Source organism: Delftia sp. WY8, from assembly GCF_018437695.1.
Taxonomy (GTDB): domain Bacteria; phylum Pseudomonadota; class Gammaproteobacteria; order Burkholderiales; family Burkholderiaceae_C; genus Comamonas; species Comamonas tsuruhatensis.
Genome location: NZ_CP049795.1, coordinates 2,028,028 through 2,048,819 on the forward strand (window position 1 = coordinate 2,028,028; position 20,792 = coordinate 2,048,819).

At 65.6% G+C, this 20,792-nt stretch carries 22 protein-coding genes and 1 tRNA gene; 6 read left to right on the forward strand and 17 right to left on the reverse strand.

Annotated elements, in window-relative coordinates; genetic code table 11:
* From G4D77_RS09265 to G4D77_RS09320, 12 genes are all read right to left on the reverse strand, one after another.
* Positions 1-543, reverse strand: a complete 543-nt coding sequence (locus G4D77_RS09265) for a flagellar basal body L-ring protein FlgH (RefSeq protein WP_227740830.1) — start codon at positions 541-543, stop codon at positions 1-3.
* Between the two features lie 53 nt (positions 544-596).
* The gene (flgA, locus tag G4D77_RS09270; RefSeq protein ID WP_193726166.1) at positions 597-1,619 is read right to left on the reverse strand and encodes a flagellar basal body P-ring formation chaperone FlgA; all 1,023 of its coding nucleotides are present in this window, start codon (positions 1,617-1,619) and stop codon (positions 597-599) included.
* Positions 1,620-1,624: 5 nt separating this feature from the next.
* A complete protein-coding gene (flgG, locus tag G4D77_RS09275; protein WP_154835311.1) occupies positions 1,625-2,419 on the reverse strand; it encodes a flagellar basal-body rod protein FlgG in 795 nt (264 codons plus the stop codon).
* A 117-nt stretch (positions 2,420-2,536) separates the two neighbouring features.
* The gene (locus G4D77_RS09280) at positions 2,537-3,322 is read right to left on the reverse strand and encodes a flagellar hook-basal body protein (protein WP_154835313.1); all 786 of its coding nucleotides are present in this window, start codon (positions 3,320-3,322) and stop codon (positions 2,537-2,539) included.
* A gap of 37 nt (positions 3,323-3,359) precedes the next feature.
* Complete coding sequence (gene flhA, locus G4D77_RS09285; protein WP_154835315.1) at positions 3,360-5,459, reverse strand: flagellar biosynthesis protein FlhA; 2,100 nt, start codon at positions 5,457-5,459, stop codon at positions 3,360-3,362.
* The gene (locus G4D77_RS09290) at positions 5,456-6,538 is read right to left on the reverse strand and encodes an EscU/YscU/HrcU family type III secretion system export apparatus switch protein (protein ID WP_154835316.1); all 1,083 of its coding nucleotides are present in this window, start codon (positions 6,536-6,538) and stop codon (positions 5,456-5,458) included. The genes flhA and G4D77_RS09290 overlap by 4 nt, the downstream gene beginning before the upstream one ends.
* On the reverse strand, positions 6,538-7,365 hold the full coding sequence (locus G4D77_RS09295) for a flagellar biosynthetic protein FliR (protein WP_154835318.1): 828 nt from the start codon (positions 7,363-7,365) through the stop codon (positions 6,538-6,540). The genes G4D77_RS09290 and G4D77_RS09295 overlap by 1 nt, the downstream gene beginning before the upstream one ends.
* An 11-nt stretch (positions 7,366-7,376) precedes the next feature.
* Complete coding sequence (locus G4D77_RS09300) at positions 7,377-7,643, reverse strand: flagellar biosynthetic protein FliQ (RefSeq protein WP_154835320.1); 267 nt, start codon at positions 7,641-7,643, stop codon at positions 7,377-7,379.
* Between the two features lie 343 nt (positions 7,644-7,986).
* Entirely contained in the window at positions 7,987-8,961 is a 975-nt protein-coding gene (locus G4D77_RS09305) for a CobW family GTP-binding protein (RefSeq protein WP_154835322.1), read from the reverse strand.
* The gene (locus tag G4D77_RS09310) at positions 8,958-10,622 is read right to left on the reverse strand and encodes an amidohydrolase (RefSeq protein ID WP_047325981.1); all 1,665 of its coding nucleotides are present in this window, start codon (positions 10,620-10,622) and stop codon (positions 8,958-8,960) included. Before G4D77_RS09310 ends, G4D77_RS09305 begins: the two co-directional genes overlap by 4 nt.
* A 14-nt stretch (positions 10,623-10,636) precedes the next feature.
* The gene (locus G4D77_RS09315; protein ID WP_016450085.1) at positions 10,637-12,019 is read right to left on the reverse strand and encodes a sodium:solute symporter family protein; all 1,383 of its coding nucleotides are present in this window, start codon (positions 12,017-12,019) and stop codon (positions 10,637-10,639) included.
* Positions 12,020-12,032: 13 nt separating this feature from the next.
* Positions 12,033-12,239, reverse strand: coding sequence for a DUF3311 domain-containing protein (locus G4D77_RS09320; protein WP_016450086.1), 207 nt, complete (start codon positions 12,237-12,239; stop codon positions 12,033-12,035).
* A 142-nt stretch (positions 12,240-12,381) separates the two neighbouring features.
* Here G4D77_RS09320 and G4D77_RS09325 point away from each other — a divergent pair, with 142 nt between their 5' ends.
* Positions 12,382-13,302 carry a LysR family transcriptional regulator gene (locus tag G4D77_RS09325; RefSeq protein WP_047219220.1) on the forward strand — a complete coding sequence of 307 codons (921 nt, stop codon included), beginning with the start codon at positions 12,382-12,384 and terminating at the stop codon, positions 13,300-13,302.
* 7 nt (positions 13,303-13,309) lie between these two features.
* Here the strand turns inward: G4D77_RS09325 and G4D77_RS09330 are convergent, their stop codons facing one another.
* Positions 13,310-14,236, reverse strand: a complete 927-nt coding sequence (locus G4D77_RS09330; protein ID WP_154835324.1) for a LysR family transcriptional regulator — start codon at positions 14,234-14,236, stop codon at positions 13,310-13,312.
* Between the two features lie 138 nt (positions 14,237-14,374).
* Between G4D77_RS09330 and pdxA the strand changes: the two genes are divergently transcribed.
* Complete coding sequence (pdxA, locus tag G4D77_RS09335) at positions 14,375-16,108, forward strand: 4-hydroxythreonine-4-phosphate dehydrogenase PdxA (protein ID WP_213757947.1); 1,734 nt, start codon at positions 14,375-14,377, stop codon at positions 16,106-16,108.
* A gap of 97 nt (positions 16,109-16,205) precedes the next feature.
* Here pdxA and G4D77_RS09340 read toward each other — a convergent pair whose 3' ends face one another.
* A complete protein-coding gene (locus G4D77_RS09340) occupies positions 16,206-16,556 on the reverse strand; it encodes a DUF1304 domain-containing protein (protein WP_017407778.1) in 351 nt (116 codons plus the stop codon).
* Positions 16,557-16,655: 99 nt separating this feature from the next.
* Positions 16,656-17,036, reverse strand: coding sequence for a hypothetical protein (locus tag G4D77_RS09345; protein WP_034367784.1), 381 nt, complete (start codon positions 17,034-17,036; stop codon positions 16,656-16,658).
* A 401-nt stretch (positions 17,037-17,437) separates the two neighbouring features.
* Here G4D77_RS09345 and G4D77_RS09350 point away from each other — a divergent pair, with 401 nt between their 5' ends.
* The 4 genes from G4D77_RS09350 to G4D77_RS09365 all read left to right on the forward strand — a co-directional run bounded on the left by G4D77_RS09350 (position 17,438) and on the right by G4D77_RS09365 (position 19,198).
* Positions 17,438-17,794 carry a PRC-barrel domain-containing protein gene (locus tag G4D77_RS09350; RefSeq protein ID WP_016450092.1) on the forward strand — a complete coding sequence of 119 codons (357 nt, stop codon included), beginning with the start codon at positions 17,438-17,440 and terminating at the stop codon, positions 17,792-17,794.
* Between the two features lie 119 nt (positions 17,795-17,913).
* Positions 17,914-18,264: a four-helix bundle copper-binding protein gene (locus tag G4D77_RS09355; protein ID WP_154835328.1), complete on the forward strand. Its 351-nt coding sequence runs from the start codon at positions 17,914-17,916 to the stop codon at positions 18,262-18,264.
* A 152-nt stretch (positions 18,265-18,416) separates the two neighbouring features.
* Positions 18,417-18,776, forward strand: coding sequence for a hypothetical protein (locus tag G4D77_RS09360; RefSeq protein WP_016450094.1), 360 nt, complete (start codon positions 18,417-18,419; stop codon positions 18,774-18,776).
* Positions 18,777-18,916: 140 nt separating this feature from the next.
* Complete coding sequence (locus G4D77_RS09365; RefSeq protein WP_016450095.1) at positions 18,917-19,198, forward strand: H-NS histone family protein; 282 nt, start codon at positions 18,917-18,919, stop codon at positions 19,196-19,198.
* A gap of 118 nt (positions 19,199-19,316) precedes the next feature.
* On the opposite strand, the gene G4D77_RS09370 is transcribed toward G4D77_RS09365, so the two are convergent.
* A tRNA-Ser gene (locus tag G4D77_RS09370) sits at positions 19,317-19,406 on the reverse strand.
* A 33-nt stretch (positions 19,407-19,439) separates the two neighbouring features.
* Complete coding sequence (gene serS / locus G4D77_RS09375) at positions 19,440-20,756, reverse strand: serine--tRNA ligase (RefSeq protein ID WP_034367782.1); 1,317 nt, start codon at positions 20,754-20,756, stop codon at positions 19,440-19,442.
* Between the last annotated feature and the right edge of the window lie 36 nt (positions 20,757-20,792).

Below are 20,792 nucleotides of genomic sequence, written 5' to 3' on the forward strand. Positions count from 1 at the left end.
TCAAAGCCCCAGGTTGTCCAGAAGACTGCGCCACCAGGGGCGGCGGCTGCGTTCGGCGATGTCGCCCTCGCCCACGTAGCTGATGCGCGCGTCGGCAAGGCGCGTGGACAGCACCACGTTGCTGTCCGAGATGTCCAGCGGGCGCACCCGCCCCTCCAATGTCACTTTCTGCGGCTCCTCGTTCACGGTCAGCGTCTGCTCGCCGCCCACCAGCAGATCGCCGTTGGCCAGCACTTCGCGCACGGAAACCGTCAGCGTGGCCAGCACGCGGTTGGTGCGCTGGGTGCGCCCGCCGCCATCGAAGGTGCCACCCAGGCCCGCTGCCGTCTGCGCCACGCTGCCGCTGCCGTGGGAAAGATCGGCAGACAAGGCATTGCGGCGGCGCGTGCCCGTATCTGCGGAGGTGGTCGCGCTGGAGTTCTCGAACACCTGCACGGTCAGCACGTCTCCCACGCGAAAAGCCTTGTTGTCGGCCATCAAGGGCCTGAAGCTCTGCTCCTGGAACAGGCTCTCGGCATGCAGTGCGCCCAGCGGAGCCACCATGACACACGCCAGGACCGCGGCCCTGGCCCTTGCCTTCATCTTGTCTGCCGTGATCATGGTTGCAACTCCAACTGTCCTCGGCCCACAACGCGGGCGGACAGCACCCCTGTCGCATTGGCCGGCCTGGCCCGCACGATCTGCCCGGGCTGCCCGTCCTGCAGGACTTCCACCCGACTCTCCAGCGACAGTGGCCCCTGGCGCGTCACCAGGCTGGCCCACTCGCCGCGCACAACCGCAGGCTTGGCCTGCAGCCTGTCTGCGGAGACAACTTCACCGGCCTGCAGCGCGCGGCGCAGCACGGGTGCGTCCGCATCGGCTGCTGCCGATGCGTCCATCCCGGCGACGCCGGACAGGGCCGGCACGGCGGACATCGCGGCCACATCCATCTCGCGCAACTCCATGCCATCGGCTTGCACGGGCGCACCGGCCGGCATGGCATGCGAGGCGACCGGCAACCGGGCAAAGGCAGCCACTTCAAATCGCACGGGAATGGCGCGCACATGGCGGTCACCAGAGAAAACATCGACCCAGACCAGCATGCGCGGGCTCATCCGTGTCGCGTTCAGAGGCCGCACCTGCAGGCGACGGCCCTGCGCAGGCACCTCCACGGACATAGGCAGGGCCACAGGATCAATGTCCAGGCGTGAAAGGTCCAGACCCTTTTGGCGGGCCATCGACTGCAGGTGTTGGGCCAGGGCGGTCTTCGCCTGCGCGGCCACCTGTTCGCCGGGAATCTCCTGCATGGCCGTGACGATGGCCGTCTGGCCGGGACCTTGCCAGTCGATCTGGTCCTGCCTGAGACCTGTGCGGCTCCTGAGCCAGTAGCCCAGCCGCTCGCTCTCCAGCACGGCACTTTCTCCCGGACGCGGAGCCTGGCCCAGCGGTATGGCCAGCGCGCGGCGCAGCAGGCCCAGGTCGGAGCTGGTCAGCAGGGCAATGTCCGCAAGCCGCACGCTGGAATGCTGCACCGTCACCTGAGGGCGCAGCTCAACGCGCAGCCAGGCCTGCGCAGGCACCGCCAAGGCGGGAGCGCAGCACACGACCGCCAGCGCGGCCACGGGCAAGAGAGCCTGCATCCGCCTCATCGCCGCAGTCCGTTGACCATGCCCATCATGTCGTCCGCGGCCTGGACGATCTTGGTGTTGGCCTCGTACGTGCGCTGTGCCAGCATCAGGTTGACCATCTCGTCCACCATCTTCACGTTGGAGGCCTCCAGGTAGCCCTGCGCAATGTGGCCCGCGCCCTCTTCGCCCGGACGCACCAGCAGTGCCTCGCCAGACGCGGCACTGCTACGGTACAGGTTGTCGCCCTGCGCAGCCAGTCCCTGGGGATTGGCAAAGCGCACCAGATCGATCTTGCCCAGGTCCGCAAGGCTTTGCTGCCCGGCCACGCGTGCCTGCACGCGCCCATCGGGCTGCACGACCAGCGCCTGCACATCGTCTGGAACCGCGATCGCCGGCTTCAGGGCCAGGCCTGCGGATGTGGCCAGGTTGCCGTCCCGGTTGACCGTCCAGGTGCCGCCGCGTGTGTACGCGGGAGTTCCATCGGGTGTCTGTACCTCGAAGAAACCTTCACCCTGGACGATGATGTCCATGGGCAGGTCGGTCTTCTTGATATCGCCGGGCTCGAAAAGCTTGGTGATACCGGCCACGCCCACCCCGGCGCCCATGCGCATCACCGGCGCAAGCAGGCCCGCGTCGGGCCCGGCCAGGGCCGCCGTGCGGCGTGCCGGATCCAGGGCGACTAGATCGGAGAAGCTGACCCGCGAACGCTTGTAGCCTGCCGTGTTGACGTTGGCCAGATTGCTGGCGATGGTCTCGACGTTGAGCTGCTGCGCCTGCATGCCGGTCGCGCCGATGTACAAAGCGTCATACATGGAAATCTGCCTCCAGAAATTGGCCAGGTGCAATGACCTGGCGCGTCTTGCAAAACGGATGCTTGCCGGAGTCCGGGCTGCCGAAGCAGGCGGAACAACCGCAGCGAAGATGTGCCATCACAGTTCTCCCAGCTTGCGTATGGCCTGGCCGGTCATCTCGTCATAGCCCAGCGCCACCTTCTGCATGGACTCGAAATGCCGCATGGTCTGCATCAGTTGCACCATCTCGTGCATGGAGCTGACGTTGGAGTTCTCCACAAAGCCCTGCTGTATGCGGATATCGGCATCGGCAAGCTGTCCGGGCTGGCCATCGATGGACATGAGACCTTCGCCCAGGCGCCGCAGTTGCGAGGGCTGCGGCGCCTCGACCACCTTCAACTGCGCGACGGGTCTGTCCGTGCGGCCCACCCCATCCCCGTCGAAGATGTTTCCCTGGGCATCGATGCGCACCTGGCTTGACTGCAGGAGGATCTCGCCACCTCGCCCCATGACGGCATGGCCCTGGGCGGTGACCAGGCGCCCCTGTGCGTCGAGCCTGAAATTGCCCTGGCGCGTGTAGGCCGGTCCACCGGGCGTGCTCACCTCGAAATAGCCTGCGCCAGCCAGGGCGACATCCAGGTTCTGCCCCGTGGAGCGAAGCGTGCCGGGACGGTGGTCGGTCTGCACCAGCAGACCGGCAGCAGGCGTATGGGGTGACGCAGCCGGCGCGTTCTCGGCGGCGGCTGCTGCTGCCGTGCCGACCATCGCGGCGAACGAGGGAGCGCCCAGCCGCAGGGGCCGCGCCGAGACGACCTCGCGCTGGTAGCCCGGCGTCAGGGCATTGGCCAGGTTCAGGCCTGTCCGGTCCAGTCGCTGCATGTCCTGCTGCATGGATTGCAGCGCGAGGGCGAGTACTTCTTGCATGGTCTGGGGAGCAATGGGAATGGGAGGATGCGGGCCGCTAGAGGCTCACGACGGCATAGGACTTGAGCTCGATGGCCTGGGGCACCTCGGCCATTGACAGCACCCGCAGGTGGGGCATCATCCGCTCGGACAGCAGGCGCACATGCCGGCGCAGCTCGGGGGCGCACAGCAGCACGGGAAGCAGATTGCTTTTCATCATCCGCTCGGTCTGCTGCATGAGCTTGAGCATCATTTGCTCAGCCAGCTTGGGCTCCAGCGCGAAGGACGCCGGGGCGGCCGCGCCGTCGTCGGCGCGCAGGCCGGCCTGCGCGGACTGCACGCTTTGCAGCAGTTGGCTTTCCATGGCCGGGTCGAGCGTGATGACATGCAGGGTAGCGCCTTCGCCCGCCAGCCCCTGGCAGATGGCGTGGCCCAGGCGCAGACGCACCATCTCGGTCAGATGCAGCACATCCTTGGTCTGGCGTCCGGCATCCGCCAGCGTTTCCAGAATGGCTTCCACATGCCGTATCGATACCTTCTCGCGCAGCAGGTTCTGCAACACGCGCTGCACATCGCTGACGGACAGCACGGTGGGAATCAGCTCTTCCACCAGACTGGCATGGTTCTGGCGCACGCGATTGAGCAGCCGGTCCACCTCGGCCCGCGTCAGCAGCGTAGCCGACTCGCGCCGCAGTACCTCGGTCAGATGCGTCATGAAGACGGTTGGAGCATCCACCAGCGTGAACTTGGCCGCCGTCGCGGCGGCGCGCTGCTGCTCTTCGATCCAGAGCGCAGGCAGGCCGTAGGTCGGGTCCCGCGTGGGCTCCCCGGGCATTCCATCCGTCTTGCCGGTGGGATGAATGGCCAGCAGGCGGTCGGCCCTTGCCTCGCCACGCCCGCACACCACGCCGTCGATATGGATCTCGTACCGATCCTGGCCGAGCCGCGCCACATCCTTGAAGCGCACGCGAGGCAGGACCAGGCCCAGGTCCTGGGCATGCTGTTTGCGGAAGGTGGAAATGCGCTCCATCAGAACGCTGCCGGGTTGACCGACCAGCGACGCCCACTCACTTCCCACATGGACCTCGATGGGCTCGACCTGCAGCGATGCATAGGGATCGTCCTCCCCTTTCTGTGCTGCATCGGCTTGCTGCGGTGCATCCTGCCCATCCGCAGGCGCTGCGCCATCCTCGGCGGGCGTGCCGGCATTGCGGTAGACCACCCACGCCACCGCGGCCACCACAGCGATCAGCACCAGGGTCGGCAGGGCAGGAATTCCCGGGAAGAACAGCAGTCCCGTCAGCGCAGCCCCCACCAGCAGCAGTGTCTTGGGGAAGGAGGTGATCTGGCGCAGCACTTCCTGGCTCAGGTTGCCGTCCGAGGCCGAGCGCGTCACGATGATGCCGGTGCCCACGGCAATGATCAACGCCGGCACCTGCGTGACGATGCCATCGCCGATGGTCAGCAGCGAATAGGTCTTGAGCGCCTGCGCCCATGGCAGCTTGTGCTGCATCACCCCGATGACCAGGCCACCGATGATGTTGATCAGCAAGATGATGATGCCCGCGATGGCATCGCCCTTGACGAACTTGCTCGCGCCGTCCATGGCGCCATAGAAGCCGGCTTCCTTCTCGATGTTCTTACGGCGCCGCTGTGCCTCGGCCTGGTCGATGAAGCCCATGTTCAGGTCGGCATCGATGCTCATCTGCTGCCCCGGCATGCTGTCCAGCGTGAATCGCGCCGCCACTTCCGAGATGCGCTGCGCACCGTTCGTGACCACGACGTACTGCACCACGATGAGGATGAGGAAGACGATGAGGCCGATCACATAGTTGCCCCCCACCACATAGGCGCCAATGGCGCCGATGACGCGCCCGGCATCGCCATCCGACAGGATCAGCCGCGTGGCCGCCACATTCAGCGATAGCCGGAACAAGGTGGCAATCAGCAGCAGGGACGGAAAGGTGGAAAACTCCACCGGCCTGGCCATGTAGAAGGTCAGCAGAAGGATCAGGAAGGCGAAGCTGAAGTTGGTCAGGATCAGGAAATCCAGCAGTCCGCTGGGGATGGGCGCAAACAGCACCACCAGCACACCGAGCACCAGCAGGACCATGGCCACATCGCTGTGCCTGCCGAAAAAGCGTTGCAGGGATTTCATGGCGCAGCCCCCGCCGCCGAGCGCTCGCGCATGGCGAAGATCCACACGATGATGCGGGCCACATCGGCAAACAGGTGCGGCGGCACGTGGTGCTCCACATCGAGTTCACTGAACAGGCGGCGAGCCAGCGCAGGACTGCGCACGACAGGAATGCGGTGCCTGGCTGCGATCTGCCGCATGGCCGCCGCCAGATGGCCTGCGCCCTTGGCAACGACTTGAGGCGAGTCCATCTCTCCATGGACATAGCGCAGCGCAACGGCCACATGCGTGGGATTGGTGAGCACTACGTCCGCATTGCGGGTCTGGTGCAGGGCCTTGCTGCGCTTGCGCGCCTCACGCTGCAGGTCGCGCAGTCGCGCCCTCACCCGCGGGTCGCCCTCGCGCTGCTTGTGCTCATCCTTGACTTCGCGCTTGCTCATGCGCATCTTCTTGGCGAATTCGCGGCGCGTGAACACCCAGTCAACGGCAGCGATGATGGCCATCAGCAATGCCATCTTGAAACCCAGGCTGCCCAGGTCGGCAATCAGCGTCTTGAGATAGCCCTGGGGTGACAGGCCGGAAAGGCTGTAGAACTGGGGCGCCAGGTCCTTGAGAGAGAAATAGGCGACTGCGATCAGCAAACCCAGCTTGACGCAGGCGCGGGCTGCGTCAAACAGGGCTCGCATGGACAACACGCGCTGGATGCCATTGGCAGGATTGAGGCGGTTGAAATCGGCAACCACGGGCTCCACCGAGAGAACCGGCCCCGTCTGCATCGCATTGCCGACCACCGCGGCAATCATCACGGTGCAAGCGAAAGGCGCCAGCCAGGCCAATGCCTCCTTGAGCATGCCGGCAATCAGGGGCCACAGCATTTCAGCGCCTGGGCTGGCCATGGAACTTTGAATCACCAGCAACTGGTCAAGCCGGAACTGGCGCAGGGCCATATCCCATCCTTGCCATGACAGATATGCAACGGCCACCGTGAACACCAGGGCCGACACCACATCGGAACTCTTGGAGACCTGACCCTTTTCCCTGGCCTTTTGCAGTTTGTAAGGGGTGGCCGCCTCATTGTGATCCAGATCCTGCTCGGCCATCAGTGAGCCCCCGCCCCATGGGTCGCGCCGAGAAAGACGGCTCCCCACATATCGAAGATGCCCATGTACACCCGGTTCATGGCGCCACCCATTCCGGCAAACCACAGCGACATCACGGCAAAACCGACAACGATCTTGGCGGGAATGCCCAGCACCAGCATATTGATCTGAGGAAGATTTCTGGCGACCAGGCCCAAGGCGAACTCCACAAGCAAAATACAGAACACCACAGGGGCGGCCAGCGCAAATCCAAGAATGAACATCCCGCTGGCCTGCTTGAAGACGGGGCCCGAGGCGAGAACCAATGGCCAGTTCGCACCGGCCGGAAACAGCTCGAAGCTGTAGGCGAGGGCCCGCAGCAGGCTGTGATGGCCATCGATCAGCACGAAACCGACCACGGCCACATAGTTGAATACCGACACCAGCAGCGGCGCGGCCTTGTTACCCACGGGATCGAACACTTGCGCAATGCCAAACCCGATCTGCACATCGAGAAGATTGCCCGCCAGGGAAAAGGCTGCGAATGCCAGCAGCACGCCCAACGCCAGCACAATGCCCAGCGCCACCTCCACGCATGCCGCCTGGAGCAATCCACCCATGCTCAGTACGGCCGCTGCCGGTGGCAACGACAGCAATTGCCCCATCGTGCAGGACAGGCCGATCACCAGCAGCGCACGCACGCGCCCGGGAATGGGCATGGCATACAGCACGGGCGTCATTGCCAGCACGACAGCCAACCGCAACGAGGGAAGAAAAGCTTTTAACCACGCGTCGTGAAGCCAGGTGCCATCGATCGCCGGCAGCCAGTGATGCGGCAGGGAATCCATATCGTGGGGATTCAGAACATCGCCGGAATGCGCATCCAGAGCTGGGTTGCGAACTGCCCCAGTTTCTTCAGCATCCAGGGGCCGCACACGATCAGCACGACGGCAGCCACGAACAGCTTCGGAACGAAAGTCAGCGACATTTCCTGGATTTGCGTGACCACCTGCACCACGCTGATGAGCAATCCGGTCAGCATGGTCAGGCCCAGTATCGGGAGACATACGATCAGACCCGTCCAGAACAGGTCCGACATCATTTTTAACGCCAAGTCAGCACTCATGCTTTCGCCTTGCAGTGTGCCTTGGATGACTCAATCACAATCTGCGGTCAATTGAATTTTTAAAAAATTCTACATTTATACACAACATAAAACCAGGCAGACATAGAAAAACAGGAGCTGTCTGATAAGCAAGCTCACTCGTTGCACCTAGATGCGCCAGTCGAACGGGGAGTCCAAAGTCAATGGTTAATTGACTCGGCAGCTATTTTTCTTGTAGCAAGCTATCTTTGAGGCTCTCAAAAAAACCCCTCTTTTCCACACGGGCTTATCCAGCCTTGCCCCCAACCTGACGTGCCCCGCCATGCACACGGCGCGTCCGCTGGGTGCCCTTAGATAAGGCGCCCTAATCAGCCTCTACCAGCGCACTGTCCAAGTGCTTGCACAGAAGTTGCCGCGCTTCGTCGCCAAAGCAGCCAATGAAAACCAAGGCGGATTCACAGATCTGTGCCATAGGCAGCTTTGTGACGCGCAGTCGCCCGCCCACCCAATGGATTTCCTGGCCGCTGCAGTGGTCAGCCATCCGCACGATGCCCTTGGCCCGCAGCAGGGGCACGGGCAGGGTGCGCAGCGCTTGCCTGAGCCGCCGTTTGTCGAAGCACCGGGGCGTGCTGTACGAGAAGCTGCCTATGCCGGCCATGCCATTGACGGCGCCCTGCCAGGCGCCGCCCGCTCCCAGCAGACTCTGCGAACGGCCCGGCCGGGGAACTGCATCGAGGAACAAGGCCATGGGAATGTCGCCATGCTGCGCGGCCAGCACCAGGGCGAGGGGCGCAAGACCGGAGAGGCGGCTTTTTGCATGGTCGACCGTCAATGGGTCCACCAGATCGGCCTTGGTCAGCACCAGCGCCGTCGCGCCCGAGATCTGGCGGCGGACCATGTCGCCGACCAGCGGGTCGCACAGTTGCTCATCGACGTCCTGGACATCCACCGCCACCAGGATGGCGTTGAGCTGCAGTGCGGGGTCGAGCATGCCGACCTGGGCGATGCGCACGGGGTCTGAGACGCCGCTGGCCTCGATGACCAGCAGGTCCGGGCGGTCGGGCCGCGCGCCCACGGCGGCCAGGGCCTCGGCCAGCCGGCCTCCGATGGAGCAGCAGATGCAGCCGTTTTCCAGCTGCAGCACGTCGCTGCTGCGCGTGCGGATCAGGGCGGCGTCGATGTTGATCTCGCCGAAGTCGTTGACCAGCACGGCCACGCGCAGGCCATCGGCGCGCTCCAGCAGCCGGTTGAGCAAGGTGGTCTTGCCCGCGCCCAGATAGCCGCCCACGACGACCATGGGAACGGGCGCCCGCTGCGCCGCGGCGGCCGGCGTGCTCATGGCGCTGACCCGGGCGCGGGGAAGATGCGGCCGCCCAGCACGGTGCCCCAGACCTTCACGTCCTTGAGGGCGGCGGGCGCCACCGCGCGGGGATCGTCTTCCAGCACGGCGAAGTCCGCCAGCTTGCCGGGCTCGATGCTGCCCACTCGCTGCTCCAGCTTGAGGGTACGGGCCGCGCCCATGGTGATGGCATGCAGGGCGTCGTCCACCGACAGGCGCTCGGCCTCGCCCAGCACGCGGCCTGAAGCGGTTTCTCGCTGCACCGCGCACCAGGCGGTGAACAGGGGGTGGATAGGGGTGATGGGCGCATCGGAATGCATGGCGAAATCCATGCCCAGGCGCCGCGCCGTGCCCGCTGCGTTCATGCGCGAGGCCCACTGCATGCCCACGGTCTGCTCGGCGTGGGCATCGCCCCAGTAATAGAGATGGTTGGAGAAGAAGTTGACACACATTCCCAGGCGCGCGGCGCGCTGCAGCTGGGCGCTGCTGGCCAGCTGGCAGTGCTGCAGGGTGTGGCGATGGTCGGCGCGCGGGTGCCTGGCCAGCAGGTCCTCGATCACATCCAGCACCACCTCGGTGGCCTCGTCTCCGTTGGTGTGGATGTGCAGTTGCAGACCGGCCAGGTGGAAGGGCTCGAACAGCGCGGGCAGCTGCGACGGGGGAATCAGCCACAGGCCGTTGGGCTGCCCGCCCGCGTAGCCGGGAGCGCGCAGGCGCGCGGTGAAGCCCTGGATGGAGCCGTCCACGATGAACTTGACGGGGCCGAACTGCAGCTTGTCGCTGGCCGAGGACGCCGCTGCAGCATGCACGCGCGCGGCACCGCCTTCCGGGTTGCGCTGCGGCGCGAAGGCCGGGACGATGCGCAGCGGATAGGCCGCGTCGCCCGTGACCTCGCGCAGCGCGGCCAGGCCCTGGGGCGAGAGATCGCTGACCAGGTCGGTGGCCGTGGTCACGCCCGCGAGCTGGGCCACGCGGCCGAACTTCCAGATCGCCTCGCGCTGCTCGGCGGCAGCCAGAGACAGCGCGCTGCCGATCACCTTCTGAACGGGGTACATGGCGGCGAACTCCTGCAGCTCGCCGGTGGGCTGGCCCTCGGCGTCCTTGTGGATGCCGTCGATGTCGGTGTCCTCGTCGATGCCGGCCAGCGCCAGCATGGCCGAGTTCACATTCATCAGGTGCACGCTGGCGTGCAGGATGACGATGGGCCGCGTGGCGGAGACACGGTCCAGCTCGCGCACCGACAGCCGGCTGCTGCCGAAGAGGATGGGATCGAAGCCCCAGGCCAGCAGCGTGGCCTGCGCATCGGGCAGGGCACGCTCGGCCTCGGCCAGGCGCGCCAGCACGGCATCCAGCGTGCGCAGGCCGGGCCACAGGCGGCCCTCGGGATCGCGCCGATCGAAGTAGCCCAGGTACACGGCCTCCCACATCGCGCCTTCCATCAGGTGGCTGTGCGCCTCGATCAGGCCGGGCATGAGGACCTTGCCGTGCAGGCGGTCGATGCGCTCGGCCTCGGGCCAGGCAGCCATGTCGGCCTCCTGGCCAACGGCCAAGATGCGGCCGCCCTGCACGGCCACATGGGTGGCCTGCGGCTGGGCCGGGTTCATGGTGAGGATGGTGCGCGCCACAAAGACCTGCGTGCGCGCGTTCTCGTCGTGGTTCATGGTGGTGGTCTTTTTCAGGCGGCCTTGACGCGCGCGGCACCCGGCAGATAGTGGACGATGGCCGTGACCAGCAGGTTCAGCGCCAGGCTGATGAAGCCCAGGTTGATGCCGCCGAAATCCGGCTGCTGGATGTACAGCGCAATGGCCAGCGCCTGGCCGCAGGCAATGCCCAGGGCAACAGCCATGGGCCGGATGCGCCAGCCGAAGAGGATGGCCATCATTCCGGGGAAGAACTGCGTCACGCCGTAGTAGGTGGTGTTGATCAGCGTCAGCATCAGATTGGGCGTGAGCAGCGTCATCACGATGGACAGCACCAGGTAGATGACGATCACCACCTTGGCGCCCTGCTTTTGCTTGGCCTCGGGCAGGCCGGGCAGCAGGTTGCGGGCCACGATGGGGCCGATGGCCAGGCAGATGCCCGCCAGCACCAGCAGGCCCGACAGCGCGGCGCCTGCGGCCACCAGGCCCAGCAGCCAGTCGGGCAGCAGTCGCACGGCAGCCGCGAAGAAGGCCTCGTTGGGCGATGCCAGCTGCAGGTTCTGGCTGATGGCGTAGTACGAGGCCAGCACCAGGAAGGGGTACATCAGCATGTACAGCGGCATGGCGATCTGCGTGCGGCGGATGGTGTGCGAACTCTTGGCCGTGAAGAAGTTCTGAACCGCAAACGGCATCATGTAGAAGCCCAGCGCCTGGAACAGCATGGTGCTCATGGAAAAGCGCAGCTGCGTATCGGTCATGTGGTTGCTGACCTTGGCGCTGGCGGCGGTGAACACATCGCCCACGCCCGCATGCCAGCCCACGGCCACGCCCGTGGCGATGATGGCCACCACCATCAGGATGTCCTTGAGGATGGCGATATAGGCCGAGGCGCGCACCCCCGAGATGGCGATGTAGGTGAAGGCCAGGCCCGCAGAGATCAGCAGCAGGTGCAGCGGCTGGAAATTCCATCCCAGGCCCTTGAGCGCGGCCACCAGCCCCGTGAACTGCAGCTGGCCCCAGGGCAGCAGGAACAGGATGGCCGAGCCGGCCACGATCAGCTCCAGCGCACGGCTGCCGAAGTGGCCCTTGAACAGGTCCGGCAGCGTGATGGCGTTGTGCCGCAGCCCCGCCTTCCAGATCATGGGGCCGAGGAAGTAGCCCAGCGGATAGGCCAGCAGGATGTAGCCCAGGAACCAGACGCCATAGGTCGGCCCCTTGGCGTAGATGCCGCCCGGAAAGCCGACCATGGTGCCGATGCTGTAGATCTCGCCAGCGGCCAGGAAGAACACCAGGTAGGCGCCGAACTGGCGGGAGGCGACGAAGAAGTCATGCACGCTTTGCGCACCCTTGCCCGTGCGCGAGCGGATGGCCAGGTACAGGGACAGCGCGATGAAGCCCAGAAAGACTGCGGTGGTCATGGCGGTGCTCCCTTCAGGCGGACTGCGCGTCGTCGGCTTCGTGGCGGTCGAACATCAGCCAGCACACGAGCATGCACAGCGACGTCAGCACGAACCACATGAAGATCCACAGGTAGATGAAGGGCACGCCGAACACGAAGCGATCGACGGACGCGACCCAGGGAAGCAGGCCGATCACCGCGATGTACGGGATGCCTATGCCGATGAACAGCTTGAGCATGGTTTGTCTCCTTTTGCTCCGATGAAAGAGTTGGCGGTTGTGGCCGCTCTATAGAACATTTCAATGTCCCTGGATGCGATCTTAGGAAGCGCCTACCTATAATTCAAATGAAAAATTTGCCAACAAACCATGAGGACTCCGCATGGATACACAGAAGCTGCGGCACCTGCTGGCCATCGTCGAGCACGGCACCTTTTCCGACGCAGCGCGCGCCGTACACCTCACCCAGCCGGCGCTCAGCCGCAGCATCCGCGCGCTGGAAGATGAACTCAGGGCGCAGCTGTTCGACCGGGGCGCGCGGCGCGCCCGGCTGACAGTGTTTGGCGAGCTCGTGGCCGAGCGTGCACGCCGCATGCGGCTGGAGGAAACCCAGTTGCGGCGTGACCTGGAGCTGCTGCGCGGCGGCCAGGAAGGCGCGCTCGCCATTGGCGTGGCGCCCGCGCCCGCGGCGCTGCTGCTCAAGCCCTTTCTGATCCACATGGCGCAGGCGCATCCGCGCGTGAAGGTGCGCGCCGAAATGGGTGCCACCAGCGCATTGCTGCAGCTGCTGCGCAACGAATCCATCGATGCCATCGTCGGCGACGCCTACGTGCTGCGCGCCGCCGATGACGTGGAGATGGAACTGCTGGGCGAGCTGCCGGCCGGCCTGGTATGCCGCGCGGGCCACCCCGTGCTGCAAAACCCCGGCATGGACGAGATCCGCCGCTACCCGCTGGCCACCACCACGTTGAGCACGGCCATGGCGCGGCAGCTGGCCGAGCTGTGGGGCGAAGGCGCCGAGCCCGACAAGCTGTTCACCCTGCACTGCAACGACCTGGACCTGCTGCGCGGCGTGACCCTGGCCACGGACACCTTGCTGTTCGGCGTGCTGTCCATCACCCGCAAGGAGCGCGCCAGCGGCGCCATGGCCGAAGTGCCCCTGCCCGCCGATCCCCGCCGATGCGGCCGCTACGGCATGGCGCGCATGGCCGCGCGCACCCTGTCACCGGCGCTGGACACGGCCTACGCCTTCACACGCACGCACTGGCGCGAGCTGTCGGAGCACGATCAGGAGCCCGGTTGATCGATGCTCAGCCGGCCGCCGAGGCCTGTGCCTGTGCATGCGCCAAGCCCAGCGGCAAGGTCTGCGCGCGCAGCCAGTCCAGCACCAAGGCGAAGCTGGCCTCGTCCTGCACCGGCCGGGGCGACATGAGCACGTAGTGCGAGCCATCGGCCACGAAGCCGCGCGGCGCGCACAGCGTGCCGCTGGCCAGGTCATCGGCCACCAGTGCCAGCGGGCCGATGGCGACGCCGGCCCCGGCCACGGCGGCCTGCAGGCTCAGGTAGAAATGCTCGAAGCGCACCTCGCGACCGGCCCGCAGCGGCACGCCGGTAAGTTCGCTCCAATGCCGCCATGCGTCCGGCCGCGACTGCGTATGCAGCAGCACTCCGCCCAGCGGCCCTGAGCGTGCCAGCGCCTTGGCAAGCGCGGGCCTGCAGACGGGCCCCACGCGCTCTTGCAGAAAGGGCTCGGCCACCACATCGGCGCCCATGTCGAAATCCGCGCGGCGTATGGCCAGATCAATGCCCTCGCGCGCAAAGGGCACGGAGCCGCCGGCCGATACCAGGCGCAGCTCGCGCTGCGTGCCGATCGCTTCCTGCAAACCGCCCAGACGCGGAATCAGCCAGCGCATCAAAAACGTGGGCTCGCACGACAGCACCAGCGGCCGGTCCGGCCCTGCCGCCTGCCGCGCGCGGCCCAGCGCGCCGCGCAGGCGCTCCAGCGCCAGGGCCACCTCCTCGGCCAGCACGCGGGCCGTGGGCGTGGCAATGATGCTGCGGTTGCTGCGCTGGAACAGCGCAAAGCCCAGCGCCTCCTCCATGTCGCGCACGGCACGGCTCACGGCGCCATCGGTCAGGTGCAGCTCGCGCGCGGCCTTGGAGACACTGCCATGGCGCACCGTGGCCTCGAAGGCGCGCAGGGCAGACAGCGGCGGCATGTGGACGGGTGCGGGCATGGCAATGGCGGCTCTAGACAGGTGGAACAGCGGACTTTCAGTTGAACATTGCTCAATTGAATGATGAGTCTATATCGATTTATTACTGGAGCATCTTCATGCAAAGTAAGCCCATCGATTGAGGTTTCAGCAAGAACCATGAAGCACTCCAGCCCCAACTCCGCCAACCCCTCGGCCAGCACCCCGGCCAGCGCGCCCCTGGCCATCACCATGGGCGATCCATTGGGCATCGGGCCCGAGATCATCGTCAAGCTGGCAATGGACCCTGCGCGGCCCTGCACGCCGTTTCTCGTCATCGGCGACATCGCCCGGCTGCAGCGGGCGGCCGATGGGTTGGGCGTCCATCCGCAGATCCGGGCCATCGAGACACCGGCCCAGGTCCCTGCACTGGTGCCGCCCGCCACGCTCTTCGTGCTGCAGACCGGCGAGGACCTGCCGCCGGACCTGCCCTGGGGCTGCGTCGATGCACGCGCCGGCGCGGCCTGCCATGCCTATATCCAGCGCGGCATAGACCTGGCCCTGGCTGGCGACGTCTCGGGCCTGGTGACCGCCCCCATCCACAAGGAAGCGCTGCGCGCGGCAGGCTGCCCGCATCCGGGCCATACAGAGATGCTGGCCGAGCGTTCCGGCACACGCGACTTCGCCATGATGCTCGCCAATGATGAGCTGCGGGTGCTGCTGGTCTCCATCCATGTGCCGCTGCAGCAGGCCATCGCCTCCGTGACCATGGACAACGAGCTGCGCGCCATTCGCCTCGCGCACCAGGCCTGCCGCGCGTTCGGCATCCCCCGGCCCCGGGTGGCCGTGGCAGGGCTCAATCCGCATGCCGGTGAAAACGGTCTGTTCGGGGACGAGGACCGCTCGGTGATCATCCCCGCCATTGCCGCCGCGCGCGCCGAAGGCATCGACGCCAGCGGCCCCTGGCCCGGCGACACGGTCTTCATGCGGGCGCGCCGGGGCGAGTTCGACGTGGTGGTCGCCCAGTTCCATGACCAGGGGCTGATTCCCGTGAAATACCTGGGTGTGGAGCAAGGCGTGAACATCACCGTGGGCCTGCCCTTTGTGCGCACCTCGGTGGACCATGGCACGGCCTTCGACATCGCGGGCACGGGCCGCGCCGACCACGCCAGCCTGGCCTGCGCGCTGCGCCAGGCGGCAGCCATGGTGCAGGCCACCCGTACCGGTGCCAGTGCACGAACGCAACGCCCGGACTTCATCTTCATGCTCACGCAGCAGGACAGGACCATTGCCGATGCGCGCGAGCGGCTGCGCGAGGTGCTGGCCCAGGGCGTTCGCCATGTGGGCTTCAAGGACATCGGCCTGCCCCTGCCCGAGCTGCATGCCCTGGCCCGGGACATCCGTGCGGGCGGCGCCAGGGTCTATCTGGAGGTTGTCAGCCTCGACGAGGCCAGCGAAGTGGCCTCGGCCCGCGCGGCGGTCGACATCGGGGTGGACGTGCTCATGGGTGGCACACGGCCCGAGGCGGTGCTGCCCGTGCTGCGCGGCAGCGGCATTGCGTACTACCCGTTTCCCGGCAAGGTGAGCGGGCATCCGAGCGTGCTTTCAGGCCCGGTACAGGACATTGTGGCCAGCGCCCGCCGCATGGCGGGGCTGGACGGCGTGCATGGCCTGGACCTGCTGGCCTACCGCTTCCACGGCGATGTGCCGGCCCTGATCAAGGCCGTCTGCGATGCGGTGGACAAACCCGTGGTCGTGGCCGGCTCCATTGATCGCAGTGAACGCATCGCGGCCGTGCTGGCCGGCGGCGCAGCGGGCTTCACGATAGGCACTGCCGCCTTCGAGGAGACTTTCCCGGCCGCGCGGCCCGGGCTGGCGGCGCAATTGCAGGCCATACAGGCGCTGGTGGACTGACGCCGGCCATGTCGGCTATGCCGGCCCGCGCCTCGCACGCCGGGGTCACGGTCCAGCAGCAGCTGCAGCGGTTTCGCCCACCGGTGCCCGGGCGTTCTCACAGCCCCAGATACAGGGCCAGCAGCGAAACGGCGGCCGGCACGGCCTGCACCCAGAGGATCTTGCGGCTGGCCGTGGCGGCGCCATACAGGCCTGCCACCAGCACGCACAGGAGAAAAAAGTACTTGAACGCCAGGCCGTCGGCGCCCTGCGCCAGCCCCCAGATCAGCCCTGCGGCGAGAAAGCCGTTGTAAAGCCCCTGGTTGGCGGCCAGCGTCCTGGTCTGCTGCGCAAATTCCGGCGTCAGCCCAAAGGCCTTCCTGCCAGCCGGCCGGTCCCAGAGAAACATCTCCAGCACGAGAATGTAGACATGGATTGCGGCGACGATGCCTATGAGAACGTTGGCCATCTGGGTGGATAGGAAAGTGGACAGGCCCCTGTATACGGGATGCATCCGCCGCCGTCCATGCCCGCCGCGCCACACATGGCCTGCAACGGCCTGCCCGTGTCACCCGGAAGACTTGCTGCCGGGTGGCACGGGCTTTTCCACTGGCTTTTGCGCACTCTCTGCCGGCGCCACGGCACCTGCGGCCGCACCGCCCAGCGCACCGGCCACGCTGCCTACCGTGCCGCCCACCACCACACCCACCGGGCCTGCAATGACCGCACCGGCGGCAGCGCCGGCAGCGGCTCCGGCCAGTACGCCGCCGCCGATGAACACCGAGCGTGACTCGCGCTGCGCATCCTGCGGCGACAGCTGGTACTGGGCAGCTGCATCGGGGTCCTGGGAAGGTACGCCGTGGCCCGGTCGTGCCTGTTCGGCCAGGTCTTCGTCCTCCACCGCATCTGCAGACACCGGCGGGATGGATGGCTTGTTGCTTGCATTCATGGGAATCTCCTTCGGGGATGGACCGTGGACGCGGGACTGCATCCGCAGCGTCCCTCTTGCAGTTTTCGTTGTACGCCTGTGCCCGCCAGGCCGACGCCGGCCCAGACTGCGCTGCCGCGTCAGCAAAGGGCCGCAGCTGCGCAGACCTTGACTACAAGGGCTCGTAGGACCTGGCCTCCGGCGCCCAAGGACCCTCCTACGCCGGTCGCGGCGCACCGACTACCCGGAGCACTTCATTGCGGTCCTAAGCTGGAACCCAGAAGCACACAGGCTTCGACTTCGCCAGGCGATGCACGGGCTTTGAAGGGGCCGCCTCCCGCGCCTTTTCCCATGCCGCATCGCCCAGCCGCCAGATGCACAGCGTCGGCGTGCCAGCACCAACCCACTCAATGGAGAGCCTCATGGTCACACCCAACACCGTATCGAGCGTCATTTCTTCCGAAACCGTCAGCGGCACCAATGTCTACAACCCCGCAGGCGACAAGCTGGGCAGCATAGACACGCTGATGATCGACAAGCTGTCCGGCAAGGTGCGCTACGCCGTCATGGAATTCGGCGGCTTCCTGGGCATCGGCACGGACCGCTATCCGCTGCCCTGGGAATCCCTCAAGTACGAGCCCGACATGAACGGCTACGTGGTGTCGCTCACGCGCGAGCAGCTGGACAACGCGCCCCGCTATGAGCGCGACACGGCACCGGCCTACACCGATGAATATGGACGCCGCGTGAACGACTACTACGGCGTGCCCTACCTGTAAATCCCGACCCTTGCGGTCTTTGACACAGCCCCGTTCGCGGGGCGTTTTCTTTGGTGCGGATAGCTGGCCAAGGAAGAACGCCCTGCGCGACTTCACTCCCTCATTCCAGGAGAACTCCCATGAATACCACCCCACCGGCCATCGACTACAAGGCCTGCATGGATGCCTGCCAGGCCTGCATCATTGCCTGCAATACCTGTGCCGCCGCCAGCCTGAAGGAAACAGACGTCCAGATGATGGCCGCCTGCATTGCCCAGGATCTTGAATGCGCGCAGGTCTGCGAACTGGCCGTGGCCTCAATGGCGCGCCAAAGTCCGCATGTCTCAGACATCTGCCGCCTGTGCGCCCGGATCTGCCAGGCCTGCGCCGACGAATGCAGCAAGCATTCCCACGACCATTGCCAGACCTGCGCGGCAGCCTGCCAGCAATGCGCCATGTCCTGCAATCTCATGGGCATGCAATCGCACTGACGCCGCTGGCCTTTGTCACGACAGCCGGCCAAGCACCCATCCTGCAAACCGGCAGGAAAAAAAGCCACCGGCGCTGTCGTCATCCGCCCTATATCGGCAGCCTTCGACGCTGCCTACACTTTGATGCATATCCACGCACAAAGGAGATGGGCATGGCACTGAACATCAGCATAGAACAGCGGTTCCTTACCCTCCTGGGCCAGTTGAAGCACATGCCTCCCTGCTCATCCCGCCAGGAAGCGCACGACATGCTCCTGCTGCTGTGGATGCGCATCTGCGAAGGCGCAGGCGCGCGCAGGCAATTGCTCAACAGCATGCGCCAGCGCACGCTGTGCGCAGAGCACGGCTGGAAAAACCTCGACAAAAGCCCCTGCTACTGGGATTCGGAGACCACGCCGGGCATCCGAATCTATCTGCATGCCAATGGCACCATCGTCATTCAAAGACAGGGCGGAGCGCAGGATTCCGAAATCCTGCACTTCAGCAGCCACCGGGAGTTTGTCGAGGCGTAGACAAAGGCCTCGCGCTCAATCCCGAACAATGGCGGAATATTGAAAAACCTAGGTGCAAACACCGACGATGTCCCACATGCGACATCGACCCTGTCTCCATAAAATGCGTCATTGTGTAGCACACTATCCATGAGGAACATATGACAGCAGATTACAAAACCCTGCTCAAGCAAAAGAGCGAGCTTGAGGCACGGATTGCCGAAACGCTGAAGGCGGAGAAAGGCGGAGTCATCGCCAAGGTCCGAGAACTCGTCCATGAGTTCGGATTGACCCACGACGACATCTTCAGCGCCCGCAAATCCAAGTCCGCCAACATTGGCGTGCCGAAATACCGGGACCCCGCCACCGGAGCCACCTGGACGGGACGGGGCAAGCCGCCGCGCTGGATCGAAGGCAAGGACCGCAAGGCCCTCGAGATCTGAGCATGGCCCGCCAACGCGGGCATTTTTTATGGCGGCCCCAATCGCCCGGACTCTCGCCAGGCAATGCCGGAAACAGAAAAACCCAGTGCTATTCACATAGCACTGGGTTTCATGTTTCTGGCGGAGAGGGAGGGATTCGAACCCTCGGTACGTTCGCACGTACGCCTGATTTCGAGTCAGGTACAATCGACCACTCTGCCACCTCTCCGCAGCGTCGAAGCTGAAATTATAGCCTAAAAATTCAGGCCTTCAGCAAAGTCTGTCCACCCATGTACGGGCGCAGCGCCTCGGGGATGGTCACCGAGCCGTCGGCGTTCTGGTAGTTCTCCAGCACCGCCACCAGCGTGCGGCCCACGGCCAGGCCGGAACCGTTGAGGGTGTGCACCAGCTCGTTCTTGCCCTGGGCATTCTTGAAGCGTGCCTGCAGGCGGCGGGCCTGAAAGGCCTCGCAGTTGGAGACCGAGCTGATCTCGCGGTAAGTGTTCTGCGCAGGCAGCCAGACTTCCAGGTCATAGGTCTTGGCCGAGCCAAAGCCCATGTCGCCCGTGCACAGGCTCATCACGCGGTAGGGCAGGCCCAGCTTCTGCAGCACGGCCTCGGCGTGGCCGGTCATCTCTTCCAGCGCCTCGTAGCTCTTTTCCGGATGCACGATCTGCACCATCTCGACCTTGTCGAACTGGTGCTGGCGGATCATGCCGCGCGTGTCGCGGCCGTAGCTGCCGGCCTCCGAGCGGAAGCAGGGGCTGTGGGCAGTGAGCTTGATGGGCAGCTGGTCCTCGGCCACGACCACGTCGCGCACGAAGTTGGTCAGCGGCACTTCGGCCGTGGGAATCAGGTAGAGCGCCGCGTTGTCGGGCACGGGCTCGCCGTCCTGGCCGCCCTTCTTGGCGGCGAACAGGTCGCCCTCGAACTTGGGCAACTGGCCCGTGCCGCGCAGCGAGTCGGCATTGACGGCGTAGGGCACATAGCATTCGGTGTAGCCATGCGAGTCGGTCTGCAGGTCGATCATGAACTGCGCCAGGGCGCGGTGCAGGCGGGCGATGGGGCCCTTCATCACGGTGAAGCGCGAGCCCGACAGCTTGACGCCCATGTCGAAATCCAGGCCCAGCGGCTGGCCCACGTCCACATGGTCCTTGACCTCGAAATCAAAGGTCTTGGGCGTGCCCCAGCGGCGCGCCTCCACATTGCCGCTTTCGTCCGCACCGACGGGCACGCTTTCGTGCGGAAGGTTGGGCACGGCCAGCAGCATGGCGTGCAGCTCGCCCTGGATCTGCTCCAGGCGCGTGGCCGACTGGTCCAGCTCGGTCTTGAGGCTGCCGACTTCGGCCTTGGCGGCCTCGGCAGCGTCCTTCTCGCCCTTGCCCATCAGCATGCCGATCTGCTTGGACAGCTGGTTGCGCTTGGACTGCAGCTCCTCGGTCCGTGTCTGCAGGGACTTGCGCTCTGCTTCCAGGGACTGGAAGGCCTCCACGTTCAGGAAGGCCTGGGGCTTTTTGCGGGTCTCCAGCCGTGCGACGGCCGAGTCAAGGTCTTTGCGAAGAAGAAGGATATCGAGCATAGCCGGCAATTTTAGGCGGTATCGCCATGGCGGCGC

Coding starts and splice junctions, on each gene's coding strand:
- G4D77_RS09265 (WP_227740830.1), bottom strand. CDS start 543: ATGGTGGCTCCGCTGGGCGCACTGCATGCCGAGAGCCTGTTCCAGGAG.
- flgA (WP_193726166.1), bottom strand. CDS start 1,619: ATGCAGGCTCTCTTGCCCGTGGCCGCGCTGGCGGTCGTGTGCTGCGCT.
- flgG (WP_154835311.1), bottom strand. CDS start 2,419: ATGTATGACGCTTTGTACATCGGCGCGACCGGCATGCAGGCGCAGCAG.
- G4D77_RS09280 (WP_154835313.1), bottom strand. CDS start 3,322: ATGCAAGAAGTACTCGCCCTCGCGCTGCAATCCATGCAGCAGGACATG.
- flhA (WP_154835315.1), bottom strand. CDS start 5,459: ATGAAATCCCTGCAACGCTTTTTCGGCAGGCACAGCGATGTGGCCATG.
- G4D77_RS09290 (WP_154835316.1), bottom strand. CDS start 6,538: ATGGCCGAGCAGGATCTGGATCACAATGAGGCGGCCACCCCTTACAAA.
- G4D77_RS09295 (WP_154835318.1), bottom strand. CDS start 7,365: ATGGATTCCCTGCCGCATCACTGGCTGCCGGCGATCGATGGCACCTGG.
- G4D77_RS09300 (WP_154835320.1), bottom strand. CDS start 7,643: ATGAGTGCTGACTTGGCGTTAAAAATGATGTCGGACCTGTTCTGGACG.
- G4D77_RS09305 (WP_154835322.1), bottom strand. CDS start 8,961: ATGAGCACGCCGGCCGCCGCGGCGCAGCGGGCGCCCGTTCCCATGGTC.
- G4D77_RS09310 (WP_047325981.1), bottom strand. CDS start 10,622: ATGAACCACGACGAGAACGCGCGCACGCAGGTCTTTGTGGCGCGCACC.
- G4D77_RS09315 (WP_016450085.1), bottom strand. CDS start 12,019: ATGACCACCGCAGTCTTTCTGGGCTTCATCGCGCTGTCCCTGTACCTG.
- G4D77_RS09320 (WP_016450086.1), bottom strand. CDS start 12,239: ATGCTCAAGCTGTTCATCGGCATAGGCATCCCGTACATCGCGGTGATC.
- G4D77_RS09325 (WP_047219220.1), top strand. CDS start 12,382: ATGGATACACAGAAGCTGCGGCACCTGCTGGCCATCGTCGAGCACGGC.
- G4D77_RS09330 (WP_154835324.1), bottom strand. CDS start 14,236: ATGCCCGCACCCGTCCACATGCCGCCGCTGTCTGCCCTGCGCGCCTTC.
- pdxA (WP_213757947.1), top strand. CDS start 14,375: ATGAAGCACTCCAGCCCCAACTCCGCCAACCCCTCGGCCAGCACCCCG.
- G4D77_RS09340 (WP_017407778.1), bottom strand. CDS start 16,556: ATGGCCAACGTTCTCATAGGCATCGTCGCCGCAATCCATGTCTACATT.
- G4D77_RS09345 (WP_034367784.1), bottom strand. CDS start 17,036: ATGAATGCAAGCAACAAGCCATCCATCCCGCCGGTGTCTGCAGATGCG.
- G4D77_RS09350 (WP_016450092.1), top strand. CDS start 17,438: ATGGTCACACCCAACACCGTATCGAGCGTCATTTCTTCCGAAACCGTC.
- G4D77_RS09355 (WP_154835328.1), top strand. CDS start 17,914: ATGAATACCACCCCACCGGCCATCGACTACAAGGCCTGCATGGATGCC.
- G4D77_RS09360 (WP_016450094.1), top strand. CDS start 18,417: ATGGCACTGAACATCAGCATAGAACAGCGGTTCCTTACCCTCCTGGGC.
- G4D77_RS09365 (WP_016450095.1), top strand. CDS start 18,917: ATGACAGCAGATTACAAAACCCTGCTCAAGCAAAAGAGCGAGCTTGAG.
- serS (WP_034367782.1), bottom strand. CDS start 20,756: ATGCTCGATATCCTTCTTCTTCGCAAAGACCTTGACTCGGCCGTCGCA.